We start from the raw sequence: 23,828 nt of genomic DNA, 5'->3' as shown, positions 1-23,828 counted from the left end.
GATAGGGGTAGCGAATGGCTCAATTTATTGACCGAAGACTCAATGGTAAGAACAAAAGCACTGTCAATCGACAACGCTTTATTCGCCGCCATAAACAAAAAATAAAAGAAGCGGTATCAGACGCTGTCAATCATCGTTCGATCACAGATACTGAGAGTGGCGAAGATATCACACTGCCAAAACGGGATATATCAGAACCGGCCTTCCATCAAGGACAAGGGGGGTTAAGAGAAAAAGTACACCCAGGAAATGACCAGTTTGTCCGCGGTGATAAAGTAGAGCGTCCACCTAATGGCAGTGGCAGCGGAGGCTCAGGTGAAGGCGATGCCAGCGCTGACGGTGAAGGCCAAGACGAGTTTATTTTCCAAATTTCTAAAGATGAGTATTTGGATATTTTATTTGAAGACTTAGCACTGCCCAATCTGCAAAAAAAACAAGTGAATCGAATTACCGAGTGGAAAACTCATCGTGCGGGCTATCAAACCGCAGGTATACCTTCCAATATTTCAGTCATTCGCTCATTAAGACAATCTTTAGCAAGACGCACCGCAATGTCTGCTGGCAAAAAACGTCTACTCAATGAGCTAGAGCAACAACTTGCCGAATTAAAAGAGCATGAACCCGCCAAACCTTTGGCTGAAAAAGACATTAAACTGCAAATCGAAGAGCTTCGTCAAAACCTACGACGCGTGCCGTTTATTGATACCTTTGATCTAAGATACAAAAACTACGAGAAGCGCCCAATCCCTTCTAGCCAAGCCATTATTTTTTGCTTGATGGATGTGTCAGGATCGATGGATCAAGCCACAAAAGACATCGCAAAACGCTTTTATGTCTTGTTGTATATGTTCTTAAACCGCACTTATGAAAACGTTGAAGTGGTGTTTATTCGCCATCACACTCAAGCAAAGGAAGTGGATGAGCAAGAGTTTTTCTACTCACAGGAGACCGGTGGTACGATTGTGTCGAGTGCTTTGAAACTGATGGACGATATCGTCAAAGAGCGCTACCCCACCCATCAATGGAATATCTACGCCGCGCAAGCATCTGACGGTGATAATTGGGCTGATGATTCACCACGCTGTAAAAAACTCCTTTCCGAGGAACTACTGCCCATCTGCCAATACTACTCGTATATTGAAATCACTCGTAGAAGCCATCAATCGTTGTGGCATGAATATGAAAAATTAGAACAAGAATACGATAACTTTGCGATGAAGAATATTCGAACGGTAGAGGACATTTTCCCTGTATTTAGAGAGCTGTTTCAAAAAGAGCGCAGTTAAGGGAATACAAGTAAGGATACGTTATGCCAGTACAAACACAGTCAAAAATACTACCAGACGGTCCAGACTGGACATTTAACTTATTAGAACAGTACCACCAGCAAATAAAACGCGTCGCTAAGCACTACCAACTTGATACCTATCCAAATCAAATAGAAGTGATCACTGCGGAACAAATGATGGATGCTTACTCAAGCATTGGCATGCCTATCAATTATCACCATTGGTCTTTTGGTAAAAAGTTCATACAGACCGAACAAAATTATAAACATGGACAAATGGGACTTGCCTACGAAATCGTCATCAATTCAGACCCATGTATTGCCTATTTAATGGAAGAAAATACCGTCACCATGCAAGCCTTGGTGATGGCTCACGCCAGCTATGGACATAACTCATTTTTTAAAGGCAATTACCTATTTAAGACATGGACCGACGCAAACTCTATCATTGACTATCTGATCTTCGCTCGTAGTTACATTAGCCAATGTGAAGAAAAACATGGCGTTGATGAGGTGGAGCAATTGTTGGATTCATGTCATGCATTAATGAATTATGGTGTCGATCGATACAAACGACCCGAAAAAATCTCCATAGCAGAAGAGACCATTCGCCAGCAAGAGCGTGAACACTATCTCCAATCTCAAGTGAATGAACTGTGGCGTACGGTTCCGCAAAACAGCGAACATGCTGCTACGCAAAAAACACGCTTTCCCTCCGAACCACAAGAAAACATTTTATACTTCATCGAAAAGCATGCGCCACTTTTAGAATCATGGCAACGAGAGATAGTGCGCATTGTACGCAAAGTCAGTCAGTATTTTTATCCACAAAAACAAACCCAAGTGATGAATGAAGGCTGGGCAACATTTTGGCACTACACCATTCTTAATCACCTATACGACGAGGGAATCGTCTCAGATAAGTTTATGCTTGAGTTTCTGCACAGCCACACCAGTGTTGTCGCTCAGCCAGCCTATAACAGCCCATATTTCAATGGTATTAACCCGTACGCTTTAGGCTTTGCCATGTTCCAAGATATTCGTCGCATCTGTGAAGAACCTACCGACGAAGACAGAGAATGGTTTCCCGATCTTGCAGGCAGTGATTGGTTACCTGCCCTGCATTTTGCGATGCAAAACTTTAAAGATGAAAGCTTCATTAGCCAATACTTATCGCCTAGGCTCATTCGGGAATTTAAGCTGTTTGCCGTCAAAGACGATGACCGAAAAAACTACATTGAAATTGATGCCATTCACGATGAAAGTGGTTACAAGGAAATTAGAGAGAAATTGGCAGCGCAATATAATCTCAGCAATTTAGAGCCAAACATTCAAGTATGGAACGTGGACGTTAAAGGCGACCGTTCACTCACACTACAACACATCCCGCATCAGCGTATCCCACTCGATAAAAGCTATGATGACGTCCTCAAGCATCTGTACCGTTTGTGGGGATTTGATGTCATTTTAGAAGAGCTGAAAGAGTCAGGGCATCGCGATATCCTAGCCACTTGCCCTAAACGCAGTGACTATGGCAAAAGCATCTAAGCGTTTTTTCGCGGCTAAGAATTTTCTGCAGCCAAGAATAAGGGAAGCTCACATCGCTTCCCTTATATATTGATCGTAGTATTAAAAGTCGTATTTAGCGCTGGGTTAGCAATGCTCTCACCGCTTCTAAATCTTCTAAGGTATCCACGCCCGGTGGTGGCGTTTGTTTTGCTAAAGCCACATGGATTTTCTCGCCATACCAAAGCACTCGTAACTGCTCTAAGCTTTCGATTTTCTCAAGGGCGGTGGGTGCCCAGTTAATATAACGGTTTATAAAACCGGCTCGATAAGCATAAATACCAATGTGCCTCATTAAAGGCTGTTTGAGCACAGATTGATCACGAGCAAACTGATCACGATCCCAAGGAATGCTTGCGCGGCTAAAATACAGCGCATAACCTTGTTGATCCGTCACCACTTTCACAGCATTAGGATTAAAGGCTTCGTGGGCATCTTCAATAGCAACGCCTAACGTCGCCATAGGCGCGCTAGAAGCGGCTAAATTATCGGCTACTTGAGTGATCACAGAAGGTGGAATCAACGGCTCATCACCTTGAACATTGACCACGATGTGATCGTCGGCAATACCCATTTTATCCACCACTTCAGCAAGACGCTCAGTACCCGACTCATGGGCAGATGAGGTCATGCATACTTGACCACCAAAATCTGTTACCACTTTTGCAACTCGCTCGTCATCGGTTGCAACAATGACTTGCTCAGCGCCAGCTTGAATCGCTTGTTGGTAAACATGCTCAATCATAGGTTTACCACAGATATCCGCAAGAGGCTTACCCGGAAGACGAGTGGATTGATAACGCGCCGGAATGATAACAGTAAACGCCATGTTAACGTCCCTCTTCCATAGACATGGTGCGCGCTTCTGGCTCAAGAAGCACTGGGATCCCTTCTTTGATAGGGTAAGCTAATCGATCCAATTTACACACTAGCTCATTCTTATCTTTGTCAAAAGTCAGCTTTCCCTTGCACACTGGGCAGGCAACGATCTCTAACAATCTATGATCCATATTCCTTTAATACCTCTTGAATTTTATTCATGATTTTATGACGATGTTCATCGCTGATTTGCGCCGACACGGGTAAATACCACCAATTATCGTCTGCAAACTCACGGCATTTCACCGCATCTTTTTCTGTCATTATCAATTGCTCGCCATCGGCCAACAAAGACTCTAAATCTGATTTCAATAACGCTTTATGATCAGCAAACCCAGTACAGGTATTTAGCTGAGCCTGCATGCTTTTTAGCGTATCGAAAAATCGAGGGGGATGACCAATACCTGCGATAGCACTTAATGGCCCTAATTCTTTAACAGCCTTTTGCTCTCCGGTGACTAAGTTAATGGCCAACGACGGTTGTAAGGTCATTGCGATTTCATTGGCTTTGGCATCGCCGCCATTAGTTATCAAGAAATCAACCTCATTTAAACGTTGCATACCTTCACGCAATGGTCCCAACGGAATTAAGTTCTGATTGCCAAAACGGCGTTTGCCATCAATAACAATAAACTCAATATCTCGCTGCAATGCGTAATGCTGTAAACCGTCGTCCGTCACCACGATATCAATATCGTGTTGCAATAAATGCTGCACTGCATGCGCTCTTACGGGATCAACAGCAACCAGTGCTCCCGTGCGTTGGGCGATGAGTTTCGGTTCATCGCCACAATACTGAACAGGAGTGTCGTGCTTAACCAATAAAGGATAAGAAGGTGCTTTAGCGCCGTAGCCACGAGAGACAACGCCCACCTTAAGATCTAAGGCTTGCAAGCTTTCCACCAGCCACACCACCACCGGGGTTTTACCGTTTCCGCCTGCCGTAATATTTCCTACAACAATAACGGGAATTGGCGCTTTATAGCTAGGTTTTTCACCTTCTATATAGGCCCGTTTACGGCTTTGGCTAACCCACGCAAATAACCGGCTCAATGGCCACAATAGTGGCCAGAATAACCAGCGTAATGGGTGGCTACTAAACCATAATATGTGTATCAAGTTCTAGTCACCAAACTGGATTTTATGAAGCTGAGCATACGCTTCACCCAGAGCAAGTAGCTCAGAGTGCGTGCCACGCTCAATAATCTCACCGTTATCGACCACTAAAATTTCATCGGCATTTTCGATGGTAGAGAGTCGGTGTGCGATAACCAATACCGTTTTATCTTTTTGTAACTCATCCAGAGCTGACTGAATCGCTCGCTCAGATTCCGTATCCAAAGCAGAAGTAGCTTCATCCAAAATCAGTACCGGCGCATCACGCAACAGAGCACGTGCAATCGCTACCCTCTGACGTTGACCACCCGAAAGACTGGCACCGTTTTCACCAATCATGGTGTCTAAACCATCGGGCATATTCTTGGTAAATTCTAAAGCGTGAGCCAGTTTTGCCGCATGCTCAATTTGTTCACGAGTATATTCGCCTTCAGCCGCATAGGCGATGTTATTGGCAATCGTGTCATTAAACAGGTGCACATTTTGCGACACTAAACCAAACTGCTCACGTAAATTGGTCAGCTTGTACTGCTTGATGTTTTCACCATCTAAACAAATTTCACCGTCATCCACCTCATAAAAGCGGGTAAACAAGCTGGCAATCGTACTTTTACCTGAACCAGAACGCCCAACCAAGGCCACAGTTTTACCTTTTGGAATACTAAAGCTCACGTTTGATAACGCCGCTTTTTCTTTTCCTTGATAGGTAAAGGTCACATCTTTTACTTCTACTAAACCTTTAGCACGAGTGATCTCTTTATTGCCAGTATCTTGCTCTGTTTTCAAATCCATTAACGAGAATAAAGTCTGCGCAGCAGCCATACCTCGTTGGAAGTCAGAGGTTACATTGGTCAATGATTTTAACGGTCTCATCATGCCAAACATCGCAGTAAAGATAACCGTAAACGCACCGGGCGTTAAATCGGCTCTAACTTGATCAAAGCTGGCAAGATACAACACTGTGACTAACGCAAAAGAGGCAATCAACTGCACAATAGGGTTAGCGGCGGCTTGAGCCGTTACCATTTTCATCGTTTGTTGACGCATCTTGTTACTGACTTGGTCAAAACGTTCTTCTTCGAGTTTTTGACCACCATAGCTAAGAACAACTTTATGCCCTTTTAGCATTTGCTCCGCTGACGAGGTCACTCGACCCATTGCCGTTTGCATGTTCTTACTGATTTTACGAAAACGCTTTGATACCACGCGAATGGCAAATGCCACCAGTGGTGCAACGACTAATAAAACCAATGACAACTGCCAACTGTTCCAGAACATCAACACGAGCAAACCCACAATGCTTGCACCTTCTCGGACAAGGCTTACCAAAGCTTTACTGGTTGCTGCGGCCACTTGTTCACTGTCGTAGGTAATTCGAGACAGTAAGCCACCGGTAGATTCACGGTCAAAAAACGGCACAGGCATGTGCATAAAGTGATTGAATATCGCTCGTCTCATTAACATCACGACATTGCCAGAGACCCAACTCAAGCAATAAGTGGAAACAAAGCCAGACAGACCCCGCACGATAATCATGCCAAAAATAATAAACGGCAGGATTTTTAAGAAATTAGACTCTACATCACCAAAACCTTCATCGAGCAAAGGTTTAAGCAAAGAGATCATATAAGTATCCGCTGCCGCATTAACCACTAAGGCAACGGCTGCAATTACCAGTCCCAGTTTATATAAGCGAACGTACTTCCACAGTCGCTTAAAGGTTTTCCATGTCGACTCATCTTCTAGTTGTGTCATAAGAATTGCTATATTTTTTATTCAGTTAATTACTATTCTACTCTGTTACGCAAAATCTGCCTATACCAAGCATCAGTTTGTCGGTGACGTATTGTACTGACACCCACTTTATCACTCAAAAAATGTACAGTTACCTGTCCATGGTTTCCTGTTTCGAACCATTTTGTTCCCAAGGTTTTATATCTGTTGATAACTTTTTGGCTAGGAAGCGACCAGCGCCCCTGCTTAGCCGTCGATACTATCGCAATATCAGCTGCCACATTTTTAATAAAAGGCGTCGTAGAAGAGGTATTGCTGCCATGATGAGGCACAATGATGACATCCGATTTTAATCTCTGATGCGCTAAGTGATATTCGGCGACGGCATCTATATCACCAGTCAACAAAATCGAATGTCGACCATCGGAGACTCTAACCACACAAGAATGAGGGTTAAATGCGCGCGTCACCAACTTTGGTGGCCACAAAATTTGAAAGTGCAATCCCTGCCACCACCAAAATTGTCCCTGTATACAAGGTAAGGTGTGAATAGCCTGCTGTGGCGTAAACACAAAGCGTGGCGAGAACTGTTCGATAAGCACGTCCATACCGCCTTGATGATCATTGTCCCAATGACTGATGAACAGCGCATCAATACCTAAGCCACGTCGCCGCAAAATTGGCGCAATGACAGACTCAGCCATACTACCCTCTTGCCAACGACTTCCAGTATCGTAAAGCACGACTTTACCTTCCGACTCAATCAATACCGCAAGCCCATGCCCTACATCCAATACATCCACTTGCCAGTTGGGCGTCTGCGTTGGCATTGGAAGAGACGCGCTACTGACAACGCCATATCCCAGCACAGTACACAGTGCCACTATACGAATCACGCCGCGTAGGCATCCAACACAAAACACCATCAGCATACAAAAAATCTGCGCACTGGATGCCTCGACCCACAATACCGAATACGGCTGAGCACTGGAGATTAAAAGCTGTAATATGCCCAAGCCCTTATCCGCCATCACAAACAGTGTATGGGCTATCGATACGGAAACGGGGTTAATCACAATGCCTGCGAGCAATAGCGGAACCACGTAAAAGGAAACTAAAGGAATGGCAAATGCATTAAACACAAACGATAGCCACGCTACTCCGCCTAAAAATAGCGCGGAAATAGGGGCTAAACCTAAACTCAAATACAGTTGGACGCGTAGCCATGTCTGCCATCGCCTATTGATAGTGTCAGTACGCATTAGCGGTGGATTATTTGCCGCTTTGGCATGATCTAAGGCTAATAAAATAACCGACACTGCACCTACGCTAAGCCAAAGACTACTCGACACCGCTGACATAGGAGAAATAGCCAATACAATGGCAAGGGTTAACCACAACACCCGCCAATGACTAATACGTAAACTCAGTAATAGCATTAGCGACGCAATCAGGCACATCACCAACGCACGCTGAGTGGGCAAACTAAACCCAGCTAACCAGGCGTAAAAACACGCAACAGTAACCGCACACAGCACAGGTAGCCATATCAGATTTGGCATAGCGATGCGTATCCCATGCCCTAACCACCAACCCACTATATAGGCCAATCCAATGTGTAAACCTGAGATCGCAATGAGATGAGCAAGCCCAGTCTGCTTTAAATTTTGCCATTGCTGTTTGTCTATTAATGAACGTTCACCAAACAACAGCGCCAACATTAATGGCTGTGACTTAAAATTCACGGTCTGTCGATAAATATCGTGAAACCAACGCCCCCTTAAATCGGCTAAATTTATCCGCTCGACGACCTCGGTCACTTTAGCTTGTGCAAGTACCCGCTGAGAAAAGTAATGTTTTTCAGCATCAAACCCAGCCTCATTTAACAAGCCATAGATCGGCTTTATGTCCGCAGATACACGCCATGTTTCCCCAAGTTTCATCGGTAGCGCTAAATCTAGGGGGACTTTAAGCAAAACTCGTCCCGAAAAATCACCATCACAGCCGTGTATTTTTGTTACGTTAACTACTGAATTTGCAAAATAAAGATTTGATCTAAGCGTGCTGTCTATCTGAATATCTATGGTAAGATTCTTACTGCAATCAAACAACGTGTTGACGTCTCGTACAAAAGCATCACTCTGTACTAGACTAATCATGAATGCCAACAAAATGCCCAGAGTTCCTCTGTATATTTTGAATCGACAACAGAGCAACACCGTTGTAAGTATTGGAACAAGCCAGGCTAATTCATAATGAGAATGCCAGTGCATTGCCGCGACAATCGTCGCTGAAAACGAAATTAGATTCCAGTTACCTAGTAAGAGAGCCATTTTCCCTCATGCCTAGAAAATTTATTCAACGCTTCATGCCAGACCATGAACTGATTAAACGTCAAAAAGCGCTTAGGATATTTGGAAATGTTCTCTACAACCCAAACCTTTGGGTATTGAATCGCCGCTCAGCATCTGGTGCATTTGCTGTGGGCCTATTCATGTGCTTTGTGCCACTTCCAAGCCAAATGATCATGGCCGCTGGTTTAGCCATTGCTTTTGGAGTGAACCTTCCTTTGTCGGTCGCCTTAGTGTGGATCAGTAACCCTATTACCATGCCAATTATGTTTTACTTGGCATATAAATTAGGGGCTTGGGTCATGCAATTGCCAACCCAATCCTTCCACTTCGAGCTGTCGTGGAACTACCTGATTTCACAAATGTCGACCATTGGTCCTCCATTTTTGCTCGGTTGTGCTATTTGCTCTGTCGTTCTTTCTATTACTGGGTACTTTGGTATTCGCGCCTTGTGGCGATACTCCGTGGTTCGCAGTTGGCAAAAAAGAAAGCTAAAGCTGAGCCTATTTAGCAAAGCCAAATAATCACCACAACAAGCCATATACCAAACATAGACATAAAAAAAGCGTTGCTCATTGAGCAACGCTTTTTTGGTTCTTTATTCATACTCGCTATTCATACTCGTTAGAGTCATTAAAGCCCTTTCTATTTGGCACTGAGTACACTTGCAGGATTTAACTTACTCGCTTTACTTGCGGGATACCATGTGGCTAATAAGCTCAATACAATCGCAGTACTCGATACGATCAGCACATCCATAAAGTTAACTTGAGAAGGCAAAAAGTTCACAAAATACACATCTCCAGACAAGAATTTATGTCCAATCAATCGCTCGATGATCTGCACCAGTGAAGTCAAGTTTAACGCCACCAATAAACCTAGTGCGCTACCGGCTACAGAGCCTAATACGCCAGATAATACCCCTTGCCACATGAATATGGCTTTAATTAGCGAGTCAGGCGCGCCCATAGTGCGCAAAATCGCCACCTCAGCGGCGCGATCTTTTACCGCCATCATCAAAGTCGACACGATATTAAAGCAAGCAACACCAATCACTAACACCATCACCAAGTACATAATCGTTCGCACCATCTGAATGTCACGGTAAATGAAACCAAACTCTTGCTTCCAACTATTAATATACACGTACACTGGTAAGCGATTACCGATAGCGCGCATCAAGTTTGAAGCGTTAAATACATCAGTTGTTTTCACCGAGATGCCACTAACGCGATCTCCCATGGCTAAGTAAGACTGGGCATCTTGCAGCGGAATTAACGCCAATCCATGATCAAGCTGCCCACCTAACGCGAATATGCCACTGACGGTTAAACGCACTCGCTTTGGTGCTTGAGTACGACCGTTTTTCGCCGCTACGGGAATCATCAACGAAATACCGTCCCCCACATCCACACCCAATTGCTTCGCGATACCTTGCCCCAAGATCACTTGTTTTGATCCTGGTGTGAAATGCTGCCACGCATCACCTTGAATAAAGTGAGATAATTGAGTGACTTGGCTTTCCAATTTAGGGTCTACTCCTCGAACTTGCAGGGCTTTTAAATGCTGGCCTTTTTCCCCTAGGGCGGTAAAAGTAACAAAAGGAGCCGCAGCGATGCTTTGCGGCTGTTTTTCTATCAGATCAATCAGTTGTGGCCAATCCTCTAAAGGCGCATTTACCGAAGTAAAATCGCCATGAGGCACTACCGACAAGACGCGATTTTCCAACTCACGCTCAAAACCATTCATTGCCGATAAGCCAATAATAATCACCGCCACACCAACCATAATGCCAAGTGTTGAGGACAATGAGATAAAAGAGACCATCTTATTGCGCTGTTTCGCGCGGCTAAAACGACCGCCAATAAAAAGCGATAAAGAGTTAATCACTCGCCTACCTCTGCATTTACCTGCACCAAAAGTCCGTCTTTCATGTGCATTTGTCGATCCATTTTCTCAGCTAATTCACTATCGTGAGTGACCACCAAAAATGCAGTACCCGAATTTTGATTGAGTTCACGCATTAAGTCATAGATCCCCAGCGCTGTGGTATGGTCAAGGTTACCCGTAGGCTCATCGGCCAGCACTAGAGAAGGTTTATTGACCAAAGCTCGTGCAATGGCAACGCGCTGCCTTTCCCCGCCAGATAACTCGGATGGGCGGTGCAAAAGGCGATGTTCCAAGCCAACACGAGTCAACAACTCTCTGGCCGCTTGCTTTGCTTTCTCTGGTTTCTCTCCACCGATTAATAGTGGCATTGCCACGTTTTCAAGCGCTGAAAAGTCCGCTAATAGATGATGGAATTGATAAACAAAACCTAAATGCTGATTACGTAACTTCGCTTGCTGATTACTGCTTAACGCGCCAAGATCTTGTCCGTTAAATTGCACATCGCCTACCGTGGCATCATCTAATGCCCCTAAGATATGCAGTAACGTACTTTTACCCGAACCTGAGCTGCCCACAATTGACACTAATTCATTGTGAGCAATAGTAAAGCTCACACCTCGAAGAACTTGAGTATCAACGTTCCCTTCAATATAGGTTTTTTGTAGATTATGACACTCTAATAAATTACTCATATCTTAACGCCTCAGCGGGTTTAACAGATGCAGCTCGGTAAGAAGGATATAGGGTTGCCACGACGCTCAAACAAACAGCTAAGCCAACCACCAATAAAACTTGTTGATACTCAATTAAAATAGGCAGCGAGCCACCATAGGTATAAAGTGATACGCCTATCGCTTGCAGTAAGCTGTTTAAATGACTGGCTAAGGTTACCCCAAGAACGCCGCCAAAAACGGCGCCAACAACACCACTACTGGCACCCTGCACCACAAAAATTCCCATCACTTGCTGCTTACTCATGCCTTGGGTTTTCAAAATGGCGACTTCGGCTTGTTTTTCCATCACAACCATAATAAGTGCGGAAATAATATTAAACGCCGCCACGCCTACAATCAGACCTAACATCAAGCCCATCATGCTTTTTTCCATTTTTACCGCTTGGAATAGCTCACCTCGTTGAGCACGCCAATCTTGCCATACCCAACCTTCTTTTAAAGGCTGATTAGCCAATTGACTGACCGCAAAAGGATCATCTAAATAAAGACGCCAACCGCTCATTTGTGTGCTGTTCATTTTGAGCAAACGCCCTGCGTCTTCAATATTGGCAACCATCAGCTGTCCATCCACATCCGAGCCCGTATTAAAAATACCCGCAATGGTGAAATTCCTCTGACTTGGGATACGACCAAGCGGTGAGTATTGGCTAGTGCTGGTCACCATCAAGCGAACTTTATCGCCCTTTTTCACTTTCAGCGTTCGCGCTAAAGAGTGTCCGATCAATAAGCGGTATTTCCCTTGCTCAAGAGCATCGACACTCCCTGATAACATAAACTGACGCAAGGGTTCATCACGGCTACCTTCAATGCCAACCAATTGCCCAGCAGCAAGGTGGTCAGGACTTTGCAAAACCGCTTCGCTAGACACTACAGGCACACTTTTAGCCAAGTGTGGCAAATTGGCAATAAACTGCGGAGGCTGCTCAGTGCGGGCGGTTTTACCCGATGCATCACTGACAATCGCTTGTGGCAAAACGCCTAAAATTCGCCCTTTTAACTGCCCTTCAAAACCATTCATCACCGACAATACAGTGATCAAGGATAACACGCCGATAGTGATACCCGCGGTCGACATATAGGACACAAACCGACTAAATCGATCGCCCGAGCGTCCTCTTAAATAGCGTAAACCAACATAAAGTGAAATGGGTCGAAACATAACCAACCGAATAATAATGACAGTGTCATTAATGTAACCACTAATTGTGGCTTCGAGTAGTGTTTGATTCTCTTTTTAAGCAGAATCATTCCCAAAACGTCAATATTTAACCAATCGCACCACAAATCGGCATTTTTTAGTCAGTTATTCATAGATAAACGCTCTAGGGTTTACGATAATCAGGTACATTACTACGCAGATCATTTTATCTTGGAATCTCACACTCTTATGGATAACCACTCGCTTTTTGCTTTACCTATAGCGTCCACATCGGGCGATAGAAAACAGCTAGGTAACCTACAAGGTGCATCACTTTCAATTGCTGTGGCGCAACTCGCCAAACAACACAACAGCCCAATATTATTGGTAGTCAGTGACCCTCAAACTGCAATAAAGCTGCAGATGGAACTTGAGCAATTTAGCTCAGTGCCTATTTCGGTATTTCCAGACTGGGAAACCTTGCCCTACGACAATTTTTCTCCGCACCAAGATATTATTTCCGATCGCATCTCGACCTTGTATCAACTGCCCACACTAAGCCAAGGGGTGGTCATTGTACCGATCGCCACCTTGCTACAACGACAGTCACCACGAGAATATTTACTGCAACACACCTTGATGGTGAAAACTGGTGACTTATTTTCGTTAGATAAGCTAAGGTTGCAGCTTGAAAAGTCAGGATATCGCAACGTAGACCAAGTCTTTGGTCCCGGAGAATACGCCAGTCGCGGCTCTATTTTAGATCTCTTCCCTATGGGCAGCAGTGACCCATTTCGCGTTGATTTTTTTGATGACGAGATTGATACAATCCGCACTTTCGATCCGGAAAACCAACGTTCAATCTCTGATGTCACCGAAATCAGGCTTTTACCTGCGCATGAGTTTCCTACTGACGAAGAAGCCATTGAAGACTTTCGTATTCGCTGGCGTCAAAAATTTGACGCGCGACGTGAACCAGAATCTGTGTATATGCAAGTGTCAAAAGGCACATGGCCCGCGGGTATAGAATATTGGCAACCTCTGTTCTTTGAGCGTACCGAAACCTTATTTGACTATTTACCACAACACACGTTGCTGTTGTCTGTCGGTGATATTGAGTCGGCCATTGATACCTTCTTAAATGACGTCGACTATCGCTACGATCAGCGAAAAGTCGACCCTTTGCGCCCACTGCTCGAGCCTTCCGAGCTTTGGATGAAAAAAGACGAGCTGTTCTCAGCCATTAAACAATGGCCTCAAGTTAAATTAGATAAAGACGCCATTGAGCAAAAAGCCGGACGCGTCAATTTACCCATCCAAGCTCTGCCGCCACTGGCTGCGGCGAAGCAAGCCAAAGAACCCATGTCGGCATTGCGACAGTTTAGTGAAAGCTATACGGGTAAAGTGGTATTTTCAGTAGAATCTGAAGGTCGTCGTGAAGCCTTGATTGAATTATTGGCTCCAGTCAAAATACTGCCCAAAGCGGTGAACAACTTAGAAGATGCCTTAGCCAGCAAAGACAAGTTCAACCTTATTTTAGGTTCCTCAGAACATGGATTTATTCACACCGAGCCAAATTTTGCCTTAGTGTGTGAAAGCGATCTCTTAGGCGACAGAGTCATACAGAGACGCAAAAAAGACAAACGAGCGGTCAACAGTGACACCGTTATTCGCCACCTTGCCGAGCTAAAGCCTGGCCAACCTGTGGTGCACTTAGATCACGGCATCGGGCGCTATTTGGGGCTGCAAACCCTAGAAGCCGGAGGCATCACCACTGAATATGTGACCCTTGAGTACCTCAACGAGTCTAAGCTGTACGTTCCGGTTTCGTCATTAAATCTGATCAGTCGCTATTCTGGCGGCGCAGAAGAAACAGCGCCACTGCATAAACTCGGTAGTGAATCATGGACGAAAGCACGCCGTAAAGCCGCTGAAAAAGTGCGTGACGTGGCCGCCGAGCTATTGGATGTCTACGCCAAACGGGAAATCAAACCTGGCTTTAGGTTTAAGCTCGACCGAGAGCAATACGCACAGTTTAAAGCGGGCTTCCCTTTTGAAGAGACGGACGATCAAAACCAAGCCATTAATGCTGTACTCTCGGACATGTGCCAAGCCAAAGCCATGGATCGCTTAGTGTGTGGTGATGTTGGTTTTGGTAAAACCGAAGTGGCAATGCGCGCGGCCTTTGTGTGTACTGATAATGCAAAGCAAGTAGCGGTGTTAGTACCGACTACTCTTCTTGCTCAGCAACACTTTGAAAACTTTAGAGACCGTTTTGCCAACTTGCCTATTCGCGTTGAAGTGCTCTCGCGTTTTAAAAGCGCCAAAGAGCAAAAACAAATTTTGGCGGATGTGGCCGACGGGAAAGTCGATATTATCGTGGGTACACATAAGCTATTACAAGACGACATCAAATTTGCCGATCTTGGGCTATTAATTGTCGATGAAGAACACAGGTTCGGCGTCCGACAAAAAGAGAAAATGAAAGCGATGCGTGCTGATGTTGATATTTTGACGCTCACTGCAACGCCGATACCTCGCACGTTAAATATGGCAATGAGTGGGATGCGAGATTTATCCATCATTGCCACCCCTCCTGCGCGACGCTTAGCGATAAAAACCTTTGTGCGTCAAAGTGATGATGCCATTGTTCGTGAAGCGATCTTACGTGAGATCATGCGTGGTGGTCAGGTGTACTTCCTGCATAATCAGGTGGATACCATACACAAAGTAGCGGAAGATTTAGCCAAGCTGGTCCCTGAAGCACGTGTAACGACCGCACACGGTCAAATGCGTGAACGTGAACTAGAATCAGTAATGAACGATTTCTATCACCAACGCTTTAATCTGTTGGTATGTACGACCATTATCGAAACAGGTATCGATGTCCCAACAGCCAATACCATCATAATGAATCGCGCGGACAACCTAGGCTTAGCTCAGCTACACCAATTGCGAGGACGTGTGGGACGCTCTCACCATCAAGCGTATGCCTATTTGCTCACCCCTCACCCTAAAGCCATCAGTAAAGATGCAGCGAAGCGTTTAGAGGCGATTGCCTCCCTTGAAGATCTTGGCGCTGGCTTTACCCTCGCTACACACGACCTTGAAATTCGTGGCGCGGGTGAGTTGCTCGGTGACGAACAAAGCGGACAAATCCACACTATCGGCTTTACTTTGTATATGGAAATGCTAGAGCAAGCGGTCGAAGCACTTAAAGAGGGGAAAGAACCCTCCCTTGATGACCTGTTGCGTGAGCAAACCGAAGTGGAACTGCGTCTTCCTGCGCTGTTGCCTGATGACTATATTCCCGATATCAGCACTCGTTTATCACTGTATAAACGCATCGCCAGTGTTGCCAACAACAATCAACTGACCGAAATGAAAGTGGAACTCATCGACCGTTTTGGCCCATTACCTGACGCAACAAAAAACCTATTGCAGGTAGCGCAAATTAGACTGGCGGCGGCGGCAATCAAAGTCGATAAAGTGGAAGCGCACGATAAAGGAGGATACATTGAGTTTTATCCTGACGCAGACATTAACCCGATGTATTTGGTTAAACTGCTGCAAAGCCAGCCCAATAAATTTGCGATGGAAGGACCAACTAAAATTAAATTCATGCAGAACTTAGTTGATCGCCGTGAACGAGTCTCTTACGTCAACCAGTTAATTGAAGAGTTTTCGAAAAATAGAGTCTCATAAACAGCATTAAAATGATATCTGCTATACTGCGTAAATCTAAGGAATATTGCTCTTTCATGATAGTTTTACTCATAGTAACCTTGTCATATATACAGCAATAACCTTTATGTATTCATAAAGATAAACGGCCTTTGACAGCCATGGAGCCAGAATGAAAAAAATTATTCCTCTATTGATGATGCTTTTGCTGATTCCTAACTTAGCACAAGCTCAAAAGAGAGAATTTGATGTTGAAGTCTTGATTTTCAAGCGTTCAATTGACCCAGAAACCACGACAGAATCATGGCCAAATGAGCTACCTAAGATTGATCTACAAAGTAGTCAACCTTTTAGTAATGCTACCTACAGACATAAGAAAGGCGTGCAAATGCTCTCTTATTCTCACTACAAATTGCTCAAAGAGCGTGATATTTTGAAAAGTCACGCCGGATTTGAAGTGCTGTTTCATAAAGCATGGCGTCAAGGGGATCACGGAAAAGCAAGTGCTCCAGAGTTTCACGTTCAGGCGGGTAAAAACTACGCCAATACTTTTAATGCCGATGGTTCAAAGATCAGTGCAGATAATCCACGACAAAACAAAACTGCCCCACTCTATGAGTTAGATGGCAAATTACAAGTGTATGTCCAACACTATTTGTTCCTAGAAACTCAATTGGATCTGCATGCACCGAGTGTTCGTAGCGTTACCTTTACAGAAAAAACGCCGGATGAACTCAAAGACAGCGCTAACTTCTCAGTACTCGCAGATACCGAAACGGACGATGCCAATGTTCAAGCTGGAAACCTCGAACAAGTATCACCAAAGAAAGAGGAAGAGACCTTCTTGAAAAGCTACCGCATGGATCAAAAACGTCGTATGCGCAGTGGCGAAACTCATTATCTTGATAACCCACTGATGGGGATGATCATTCAAGTAAGACGCGTCGCGCAATAGCCCTAACAAAGGCGTAGAACTGATAGCAAAATGGCTTCCTCAAGAGGAAGCCATTTTTAATTGTACGCTCAATATCTCAATCACAGAGCTAGGTCAGCCATCGAAGCTATGTGTCAACCCTATCTATCAACGCTACGAATCAATGCTATGTATCAAAGCCATACAACTTAGCGGGGTTAGCCACCAATATTTGCTCAACTAATTCTGTGGTAGGCGCTTGCTCGGCAAGTAAATCAAGCACACTGACATCATTCGGCATTTCTCGCTTATTGATATATTCACTTGGATGTGGCCAATCTGAGCCCCATAATATGCGACTTGCACACGCCTCAACGAAAGCGCGGCCAATAGCAATATTGTCACTATAGTGAGGCGCACCGATGATAGAGTCTTGATAAGCTGAAGAGATTTTTACCCATGCTCTATGTTGCTGCATTAGAGTGCTCATAATGTCAAAAGCAGGGTGTGTTATGCCTTTATCGGCTGGCAGTTGCCCCCGATGATCGAACACAATTTGACACTCTAAGCTCTCAAGTACAGATTGAAACTGCACAATCAGATCGGCTTTAATCCAAAAGCAAATATGCCACCCCAACAAAGACAAAGCTTTTGCGCAGCGACGAATGAAACCTTCATTAAAATCCTCATCAGAGGAAATCGCAAAACGTATTCCACGTACCCCTAATCGGTGCATGAATTGCAACTCTTCGCGACTCGGCAGCTCACAGATTGCAATCACCGCTCTGGCGCTACTTCCCATATGAGTCAATGCATCTAACGTACAGCGATTGTCATAACCATAGGCAGACGGTGTAACAATCACATTTCGATCAAAGCCAAAGCGCTTTTTAAGCATCCTATAACACGCCACTGTCGCCGGAGGAATATTGCTGGTGTCTCCTTTACGATATTCAAACTTTACCGGATCAAAAATATGGTGGTGAGCATCACACGCCCCCGCAGGAATCGTTAACTGCGGAAGATTTCTCCCCGTTGAGAAAGGCACTTGCGCAGGGATAGTATGCGTCATTACGTCGTTCACTCCTTTTGTTTAACAAGCAAAGTTAAAGCTATCAATATACAGTTTAGTGTTAAACGATAAGTTGTAAACCACTGATTATATTAATTATCCACCACCAATACTGTGCACGTTTCTGGTAACAAACCCTTTGATGTAAAGCGACTACTTGGCACTTCAAACACAAAAAAAGAGGAGCATTATAATGCTCCTCTCTGTCAATGATTATAGGTATTAACAATCATGCACACTTAGTGCAGTTTTAAATTTGGACGTAACGCTCGGTTAATACGACCCACCAACATCATCAATGCGGTTTTAAACATGCCGTGTAGCGCCATTTGATGCATGCGGTATAAAGAGATATACACCACACGAGCAATGCGCCCTTCAACCATCATAGAGCCTTTGGTTAAGTTCCCCATCAAACTACCCACTGTGGAGAAGTTACTTAAGGAAACCAAAGAGCCGTGGTCTTTGTATTCATAAGCCGATAAAGATTTGTTGTTCATCATCGCTAAGATGTTCTTGAAAGCATGGCTCGACATTTGATGCGCCGCTTGCGCGCGAGGCGGTACAAACTTACCGTCTTTTTGCGTACATTGCGCTAAATCACCGATCACAAAGATATGATCATCACGTGTTGTTTGCAGCGTATCTTTAACCACCAACTGGTTAATACGGTTCGTTTCTAAACCTGCGATATCTTTAATAAAATCAGGAGCTTTAATACCCGCAGCCCAAACCATGATTTGCGCCGGGATTTTTTCGCCATCTTTCGTTGTTAAGCCCGTTTCGTCCGCTAACGTCACCATAGTCGCGGTACGCACATTCACACCCAGCTTAGTCAGTTCCTGATGCGCTGATTGAGAAATACGTGGCGGTAACGCCGGTAAAATGCGCTCACCTGCTTCAACAAGGCTAACGTTTAATTTACTTGAATCTAAATCACCAAAACCGTAGTTACGCAGCTCTTTAATGGCGTTATGCAGCTCAGCTGAAAGCTCAACCCCTGTCGCCCCTGCGCCAACAATCGCAATATCAACCTGACCTTCACCTGACTGAGCATGCAACTTGAGGAACTGATTGTTCATCTCTTCGCGAAAGCGGTGCGCTTGCTCTGGACTATCAAGGAAAATACAGTTGTCACGAACACCAGGAGTATTAAAGTCGTTTGAAGTAGAACCAATTGCCATAACAAGGTAGTCGTATTCTAACTCACGCTGAGGAATTAATAATTCACCCGACGCATCTCTAAGCTCTTCTAAAATGATGACCTTACGTTCCCGATCAATATCGCTCAAACTGCCCATCTGGAATTCAAAGCCATGGTTTTTAGCATGAGCACGGTAACTTAATGCATCCACACCTGCGTCTAACGAACCCGTTGCGACTTCATGCAACAAGGGTTTCCATAAGTGACTCGCTTTACGATCCACTAAGGTCACGCTTGTCTCTTGGTTGCGTCTAAACTTACGCCCCATTTTAGTTGCTAGCTCTAATCCACCGGCGCCGCCGCCAACAATAATAATTCGTGCCATTTCAACACTCCTTGATTCTAATAATAATTTTTGCTTAAGGCGGCTACGCCACCTTATAAGAATTTGCTGAGTATCGAAAAACTCTTTGTATTCACGTTAAAGATTTGTTGGGGCGATTATGTTTCGCCTCTCATTTATTGATCTAAATCAATTTATTCATCGCATTATATCCAAATCGCCTTGCTGAGCAACCGAGAATGACGAAATAACCTTAATTAAATTGCTGTTATTGCAAAAAGAGCTTAGTACAGATAAAAAAAAACCTGCAAGGTGCAGGTTTTTATGAGACTTATTGCTTAGAGAATTTTGTCAATGCATCACTGTTCAGCGTTTTTAAATGCCTTAATATTTTGTAAATGCTGAGAGATTTTCTTAAATTTATGCGGTTCGTGCTCGTCCCACACCACTTGGTAATAATCCTCAAGTGCTTGTGCGGTAACATTGTTATCGTGAATATCGTCGTTTCTCGACAATATCACCATGCAACGTCCTTTATTTTTAATGCGGTATTGTTCAACGCATTTTGACGCAATATCCACATACTCTTCTGGTCGATCAATACGATTTTGCATGGTCGATTCAGGGTGAAGATTTGGGTTGAATATCACCTGTTTAATGCCACAGAGAAATCCGATGCGCTCTGACCAAAATCCACCAAGACCTACCCCACATATAATAGGATTTGGATCTTCTGAAGACTCAATAGCTTTATGGACTTCCTTTAACAGATGCGCCATATCATGCTTAGGGTGTAAAGTACTGTAGTTAATAAAACGCACGTCATCATCAATGAATTGAAGTTGCATCACCTTCTCGTGGTTACCCGGGCTAGTGGAATCAAAGCCGTGAAGATAGATAATCATGAAGCTTTCCTTGTAAATACTGGCAGCCAGTAGTTGAGACCTTGTATTGCTGCCTAGAATCGTTGCTACTCATTTAAATTTAACACGTATTCGAGTAATAAGAAGTTATCCCGCTATATTTGTTGCGCGCTTTTGTTGAGCCACTTCAAGTAATGAATAAAATGTTGATTCTTATCCAAACCTCTTTGTGCTCAATCAAAAAAGGCCAGTAAATACTGGCCTTTATAGTTATAGACTAAAGTTACAGCCCTAGCAGACTTTTCGACTGTTGCTTACGAATCTCTGTTTCATCAGCCCACTCAAGTAGACCGGTTTTCAGATCCATAAGGCGCATGGTCATTTTGTAGTATACGTCTTTGTCACTACCGTCTTCTTTAACAATGCTAGATAAGTTGCCGTACAACATGTATTGCGCACCAACCATGTTACCAAATTGAATCGCGCTACTTTGGTCAACGAGCTCATCATTGTTTTGGAAGTTAAGTTGTTTACGTACCGATTCAACACGGTCCATATCAACAAAACGGAACTTACCTGAATTTAGCATCTTAGTGCTCACAGAATCAGTAATAGACTCCGTATCAATGTGTTCACTGGTTTTGTTTTTAATACGCTCAACAAAAACAATCGGACGCTGATTTTGAGTGATTGCACCCACAGAGCCAGAGCTAAGCATGCTATCTACCATCTCAGCGGCAATTTTTTGCAGATCCGTCGAACCGAAATCAACCGTTGTTGTTTCTACAGCTTGCGCATCACCGTAGTTCACTTTATTTGAACAGCCACCGAGAATGACAGCTAAGCCCAATAACGCAATTACACTTTTTTTCATTTTATTTCCTTAGTTGTCCGACTCGCGGATTTGAACTCTAAATTGAGTACCTTCTGGATTAATTGAAACTTCTGAGAATGTTCTCGTTTCAAGACCACGAACGACATCTTGTCGCCATGCGGACGGTTTTGCATTCACCTCTAGTCCGCTATCATCGTACCAATAAAATCGATATTGAATACGTAGATCACCTTTGTAATGACTGCTTACTGTCACAACGCCTCGGGTTCGGCCCTCTTTTTCGACCGTTGCAATATCATCAACAATCAAACGGCTTCCCAATACATTGTCACCAAAAAATACCTTTTGGCTTTTTCCGTCTATCCCCAAACCTGCTGTATTTTGAGAACAACCGGCTATCGCCATCAATGCGACTAGGAGTAACACTCGTTTTTTCATTATTCAATCGCTCCCAATTGTTTGTGCCATATTGTTACATTGCTTCCTTGCCTAGAGAGCCATACCAAGGTTGTTTGCCCTTCTCGGACCTCAAATTGATAAGGCTTTCCACTGGCAACCAATTCATGCGTTCCTGCCTCTAGTGTAGCACCTGAGCTGTAAACCTTTTCCGGAAGCGACTGCCAACTGCGCGTATCTGCCTGCTCGGTTAATGTATTAAAGACACTAAATAATATGCTGCCTACATCATTACCGTTGGTGGTTTCTCTACGCACGAGATCTTTTGTTACGACCCGTAAAACTTGTCGCAATAAAATACTGGGCATTTTCTCGGTGAGTTGATTACTTGCCATTAAATTGACATCCACCAGCTCATCACCACTGATACCTCGACCGTCTAGCTGCAATGAGCCAAAGCGCTGTGCCTCGTTATCGTGATAATAAGGAAGTGATACGGAATACAAGGCTAAGTTACCACGGCTGTCATTCACTGGAATGGTTAATTGCCAGTCATCCATCGCTTTTACAACGCCTCGTTCATCAATAATAATCACCCGACCTTCACCTTTCGGCAGAGGCTGATACGGACCATACTGTTTTGTTAGCAACGCCAAATCTTGACGCATGCCAAGTAAGGTCGCCACACGCAATGTACCGTCAATGACTTGCTTATTATCAGGGGCAACGGCTAACGCACGACGATAATCTACATACGCACTATTAGGGTCGCCTTGTGTTTCATAAAGCAACGCGGATAAATACAATAGATAGCCATTTTGTACCGCTTTAAGCTTATCGCCAGCATCAGGATAACGAGATAACACACTGCCTAAGTTTGGGCTTAGACCGCTTTTTTTCATATCGCTCTCTGCTGACCTTAGCTCCGCTTCTCTGGCTTTTCGAGCACGCTCTTGCACTTGATTGGCACGGCGCATTTCAACTAATGCCCCTTCCAAACTATTAATTTTAATGTAGTTCAAGCCAAGATAGAGATGCAAAAAGCCCAGCTCATAATCAGCAGGTTGATAGGAGGTTAGGTTATCATTCACCGCCAGTGCGCCTGCGCTTGTAGCCGTTTCACTGAGGGAAATAAGCGGCTGATCTTGCCACTCTCGCACGGCTTTATCACTGAGTTCAAAAGAAGTTTTACTGGCGGGGTATGCCGAAGCAAGAAAGTTTACTCGCCCTTTTTCCATGTTATCGAGTATATCGCCAGCTCGATAATCCGGTAGCTCTTGCTGAGCATCAACATAATTTCCTTGCTGAACCGCTTGATATACCGGCTTATTTTGCGCGCTGTAATTGCTGAATAAATTACCTGCAGACATCGATGAGCAGGCTGTCACCAGCACGCCACTCATCGCGATCAGCACCACACGGCACATTTTATTAACGAATAACATTAATCGACCAGCATTGGACCTAATGGCTTACCGCCAACAAGGTGCATGTGAATATGGTAAACCTCTTGCCCACCATAAGAATTGCAGTTCACAATCAGTCGATAGCCATCTTCGGCAATACCTTCTGCTTTCGCCAGCTTAGCCGCAACAGTAAACAAACGTCCTAGCGCACGCTCATCCGCTTCGGTGGCGTCATTCACCGTCGCAATAACATGATTAGGAATAATCAGAATGTGCGATGGCGCACGAGGGTTGATATCACGAAATGCCGTCACAAGATCGTCTTGATAAAGAAGGTCCGTTTCTATCTCTTGACGTATGATTTTACTAAAAATTGTTTCTTCAGCCATGGTTTACTCTGGTCTGTTTTATAGATAGTTAAAGATTGCATCATGACCTGCACAAATGCAATGTTCCTATTACCGAAAAATAAAGAA

The 23,828-nt window shown here is 44.3% G+C and carries 20 protein-coding genes; 5 read left to right on the top strand and 15 right to left on the bottom strand.

Annotated elements, in window-relative coordinates:
* Positions 1-14: 14 nt before the first annotated feature.
* Both VEZ01S_RS05415 and VEZ01S_RS05410 read left to right on the top strand, forming a co-directional pair.
* Positions 15-1,286 (top strand): YeaH/YhbH family protein, encoded by a 1,272-nt coding sequence (locus VEZ01S_RS05415; protein WP_021713005.1) that lies wholly within the window; start codon positions 15-17, stop codon positions 1,284-1,286.
* Between the two features lie 23 nt (positions 1,287-1,309).
* Positions 1,310-2,836 (top strand): SpoVR family protein, encoded by a 1,527-nt coding sequence (locus VEZ01S_RS05410; protein WP_021713004.1) that lies wholly within the window; start codon positions 1,310-1,312, stop codon positions 2,834-2,836.
* Between the two features lie 94 nt (positions 2,837-2,930).
* Here VEZ01S_RS05410 and kdsB read toward each other — a convergent pair whose 3' ends face one another.
* The 5 genes from kdsB to VEZ01S_RS05385 are packed head-to-tail and all read right to left on the bottom strand — an operon-like array spanning position 2,931 to position 8,856.
* Complete coding sequence (gene kdsB, locus VEZ01S_RS05405) at positions 2,931-3,683, bottom strand: 3-deoxy-manno-octulosonate cytidylyltransferase (RefSeq protein ID WP_021713003.1); 753 nt, start codon at positions 3,681-3,683, stop codon at positions 2,931-2,933.
* Position 3,684: 1 nt separating this feature from the next.
* On the bottom strand, positions 3,685-3,864 hold the full coding sequence (locus VEZ01S_RS05400) for a Trm112 family protein (protein ID WP_021713002.1): 180 nt from the start codon (positions 3,862-3,864) through the stop codon (positions 3,685-3,687).
* Positions 3,854-4,852: a tetraacyldisaccharide 4'-kinase gene (gene lpxK / locus VEZ01S_RS05395; RefSeq protein ID WP_021713001.1), complete on the bottom strand. Its 999-nt coding sequence runs from the start codon at positions 4,850-4,852 to the stop codon at positions 3,854-3,856. The genes VEZ01S_RS05400 and lpxK overlap by 11 nt, the downstream gene beginning before the upstream one ends.
* Before the next feature lie 3 nt (positions 4,853-4,855).
* Positions 4,856-6,604, bottom strand: a complete 1,749-nt coding sequence (gene msbA, locus VEZ01S_RS05390; RefSeq protein ID WP_021713000.1) for a lipid A ABC transporter ATP-binding protein/permease MsbA — start codon at positions 6,602-6,604, stop codon at positions 4,856-4,858.
* A 32-nt stretch (positions 6,605-6,636) separates the two neighbouring features.
* On the bottom strand, positions 6,637-8,856 hold the full coding sequence (locus tag VEZ01S_RS05385) for a DNA internalization-related competence protein ComEC/Rec2 (protein WP_084621672.1): 2,220 nt from the start codon (positions 8,854-8,856) through the stop codon (positions 6,637-6,639).
* A 68-nt stretch (positions 8,857-8,924) separates the two neighbouring features.
* On the opposite strand from VEZ01S_RS05385, the gene VEZ01S_RS05380 reads away from it, so the two are divergent.
* Positions 8,925-9,458 (top strand): DUF2062 domain-containing protein, encoded by a 534-nt coding sequence (locus tag VEZ01S_RS05380; RefSeq protein ID WP_021712998.1) that lies wholly within the window; start codon positions 8,925-8,927, stop codon positions 9,456-9,458.
* Between the two features lie 121 nt (positions 9,459-9,579).
* Here the strand turns inward: VEZ01S_RS05380 and lolE are convergent, their stop codons facing one another.
* Genes lolE through lolC form a run of 3 tightly spaced genes read right to left on the bottom strand, consistent with a single transcriptional unit; the run spans position 9,580 to position 12,717 of the window.
* Positions 9,580-10,824, bottom strand: a complete 1,245-nt coding sequence (gene lolE, locus VEZ01S_RS05375) for a lipoprotein-releasing ABC transporter permease subunit LolE (RefSeq protein ID WP_021712997.1) — start codon at positions 10,822-10,824, stop codon at positions 9,580-9,582.
* Positions 10,821-11,516, bottom strand: coding sequence for a lipoprotein-releasing ABC transporter ATP-binding protein LolD (lolD, locus tag VEZ01S_RS05370; protein WP_021712996.1), 696 nt, complete (start codon positions 11,514-11,516; stop codon positions 10,821-10,823). Before lolD ends, lolE begins: the two co-directional genes overlap by 4 nt.
* A complete protein-coding gene (gene lolC / locus VEZ01S_RS05365) occupies positions 11,509-12,717 on the bottom strand; it encodes a lipoprotein-releasing ABC transporter permease subunit LolC (protein WP_021712995.1) in 1,209 nt (402 codons plus the stop codon). The genes lolD and lolC overlap by 8 nt, the downstream gene beginning before the upstream one ends.
* Before the next feature lie 228 nt (positions 12,718-12,945).
* Here lolC and mfd point away from each other — a divergent pair, with 228 nt between their 5' ends.
* Together mfd and VEZ01S_RS05355 are read left to right on the top strand one after the other, a co-directional pair.
* Positions 12,946-16,401, top strand: a complete 3,456-nt coding sequence (gene mfd / locus VEZ01S_RS05360) for a transcription-repair coupling factor (protein WP_021712994.1) — start codon at positions 12,946-12,948, stop codon at positions 16,399-16,401.
* A 151-nt stretch (positions 16,402-16,552) separates the two neighbouring features.
* A complete protein-coding gene (locus VEZ01S_RS05355; RefSeq protein ID WP_021712993.1) occupies positions 16,553-17,335 on the top strand; it encodes a peptidoglycan binding protein CsiV in 783 nt (260 codons plus the stop codon).
* A 145-nt stretch (positions 17,336-17,480) separates the two neighbouring features.
* Here VEZ01S_RS05355 and VEZ01S_RS05350 read toward each other — a convergent pair whose 3' ends face one another.
* The 7 genes from VEZ01S_RS05350 to VEZ01S_RS05320 all read right to left on the bottom strand — a co-directional run bounded on the left by VEZ01S_RS05350 (position 17,481) and on the right by VEZ01S_RS05320 (position 23,741).
* Entirely contained in the window at positions 17,481-18,365 is an 885-nt protein-coding gene (locus VEZ01S_RS05350; RefSeq protein ID WP_021712992.1) for an amidohydrolase family protein, read from the bottom strand.
* Positions 18,366-18,604: 239 nt separating this feature from the next.
* Entirely contained in the window at positions 18,605-19,894 is a 1,290-nt protein-coding gene (locus VEZ01S_RS05345; RefSeq protein WP_021712991.1) for an NAD(P)/FAD-dependent oxidoreductase, read from the bottom strand.
* 317 nt (positions 19,895-20,211) lie between these two features.
* Positions 20,212-20,757: an alpha/beta hydrolase YcfP gene (ycfP, locus tag VEZ01S_RS05340; protein ID WP_021712990.1), complete on the bottom strand. Its 546-nt coding sequence runs from the start codon at positions 20,755-20,757 to the stop codon at positions 20,212-20,214.
* A 241-nt stretch (positions 20,758-20,998) separates the two neighbouring features.
* Positions 20,999-21,589 (bottom strand): penicillin-binding protein activator LpoB, encoded by a 591-nt coding sequence (gene lpoB / locus VEZ01S_RS05335; protein ID WP_021712989.1) that lies wholly within the window; start codon positions 21,587-21,589, stop codon positions 20,999-21,001.
* A gap of 9 nt (positions 21,590-21,598) precedes the next feature.
* Positions 21,599-21,988: a YcfL family putative periplasmic lipoprotein gene (locus tag VEZ01S_RS05330; protein WP_021712988.1), complete on the bottom strand. Its 390-nt coding sequence runs from the start codon at positions 21,986-21,988 to the stop codon at positions 21,599-21,601.
* Positions 21,988-23,316: a COG3014 family protein gene (locus VEZ01S_RS05325; RefSeq protein WP_235868500.1), complete on the bottom strand. Its 1,329-nt coding sequence runs from the start codon at positions 23,314-23,316 to the stop codon at positions 21,988-21,990. The genes VEZ01S_RS05330 and VEZ01S_RS05325 overlap by 1 nt, the downstream gene beginning before the upstream one ends.
* Positions 23,317-23,390: 74 nt before the next feature.
* Positions 23,391-23,741: an HIT domain-containing protein gene (locus VEZ01S_RS05320; RefSeq protein ID WP_021712986.1), complete on the bottom strand. Its 351-nt coding sequence runs from the start codon at positions 23,739-23,741 to the stop codon at positions 23,391-23,393.
* Positions 23,742-23,828: the final 87 nt, after the last annotated feature.

Origin of the sequence: Vibrio ezurae NBRC 102218, assembly GCF_000467185.1 — a bacterium.
Taxonomy (GTDB): Bacteria; Pseudomonadota; Gammaproteobacteria; order Enterobacterales; family Vibrionaceae; genus Vibrio; species Vibrio ezurae.
The sequence above is the reverse complement of the archived record's forward strand: the minus strand, read 5'-3'. Positions and strand labels throughout refer to the sequence as shown.

What these genes read in the sequence shown, in the direction of transcription:
- VEZ01S_RS05415 (WP_021713005.1), top strand. Translation starts at nt 15, where the DNA reads ATGGCTCAATTTATTGACCGAAGACTCAATGGTAAGAACAAAAGCACT.
- VEZ01S_RS05410 (WP_021713004.1), top strand. Translation starts at nt 1,310, where the DNA reads ATGCCAGTACAAACACAGTCAAAAATACTACCAGACGGTCCAGACTGG.
- kdsB (WP_021713003.1), bottom strand. Translation starts at nt 3,683, where the DNA reads ATGGCGTTTACTGTTATCATTCCGGCGCGTTATCAATCCACTCGTCTT.
- VEZ01S_RS05400 (WP_021713002.1), bottom strand. Translation starts at nt 3,864, where the DNA reads ATGGATCATAGATTGTTAGAGATCGTTGCCTGCCCAGTGTGCAAGGGA.
- msbA (WP_021713000.1), bottom strand. Translation starts at nt 6,604, where the DNA reads ATGACACAACTAGAAGATGAGTCGACATGGAAAACCTTTAAGCGACTG.
- VEZ01S_RS05385 (WP_084621672.1), bottom strand. Translation starts at nt 8,856, where the DNA reads ATGCACTGGCATTCTCATTATGAATTAGCCTGGCTTGTTCCAATACTT.
- VEZ01S_RS05380 (WP_021712998.1), top strand. Translation starts at nt 8,925, where the DNA reads ATGCCTAGAAAATTTATTCAACGCTTCATGCCAGACCATGAACTGATT.
- lolD (WP_021712996.1), bottom strand. Translation starts at nt 11,516, where the DNA reads ATGAGTAATTTATTAGAGTGTCATAATCTACAAAAAACCTATATTGAA.
- lolC (WP_021712995.1), bottom strand. Translation starts at nt 12,717, where the DNA reads ATGTTTCGACCCATTTCACTTTATGTTGGTTTACGCTATTTAAGAGGA.
- mfd (WP_021712994.1), top strand. Translation starts at nt 12,946, where the DNA reads ATGGATAACCACTCGCTTTTTGCTTTACCTATAGCGTCCACATCGGGC.
- VEZ01S_RS05355 (WP_021712993.1), top strand. Translation starts at nt 16,553, where the DNA reads ATGAAAAAAATTATTCCTCTATTGATGATGCTTTTGCTGATTCCTAAC.
- VEZ01S_RS05350 (WP_021712992.1), bottom strand. Translation starts at nt 18,365, where the DNA reads ATGACGCATACTATCCCTGCGCAAGTGCCTTTCTCAACGGGGAGAAAT.
- VEZ01S_RS05345 (WP_021712991.1), bottom strand. Translation starts at nt 19,894, where the DNA reads ATGGCACGAATTATTATTGTTGGCGGCGGCGCCGGTGGATTAGAGCTA.
- ycfP (WP_021712990.1), bottom strand. Translation starts at nt 20,757, where the DNA reads ATGATTATCTATCTTCACGGCTTTGATTCCACTAGCCCGGGTAACCAC.
- lpoB (WP_021712989.1), bottom strand. Translation starts at nt 21,589, where the DNA reads ATGAAAAAAAGTGTAATTGCGTTATTGGGCTTAGCTGTCATTCTCGGT.
- VEZ01S_RS05330 (WP_021712988.1), bottom strand. Translation starts at nt 21,988, where the DNA reads ATGAAAAAACGAGTGTTACTCCTAGTCGCATTGATGGCGATAGCCGGT.
- VEZ01S_RS05325 (WP_235868500.1), bottom strand. Translation starts at nt 23,316, where the DNA reads ATGTCTGCAGGTAATTTATTCAGCAATTACAGCGCGCAAAATAAGCCG.
- VEZ01S_RS05320 (WP_021712986.1), bottom strand. Translation starts at nt 23,741, where the DNA reads ATGGCTGAAGAAACAATTTTTAGTAAAATCATACGTCAAGAGATAGAA.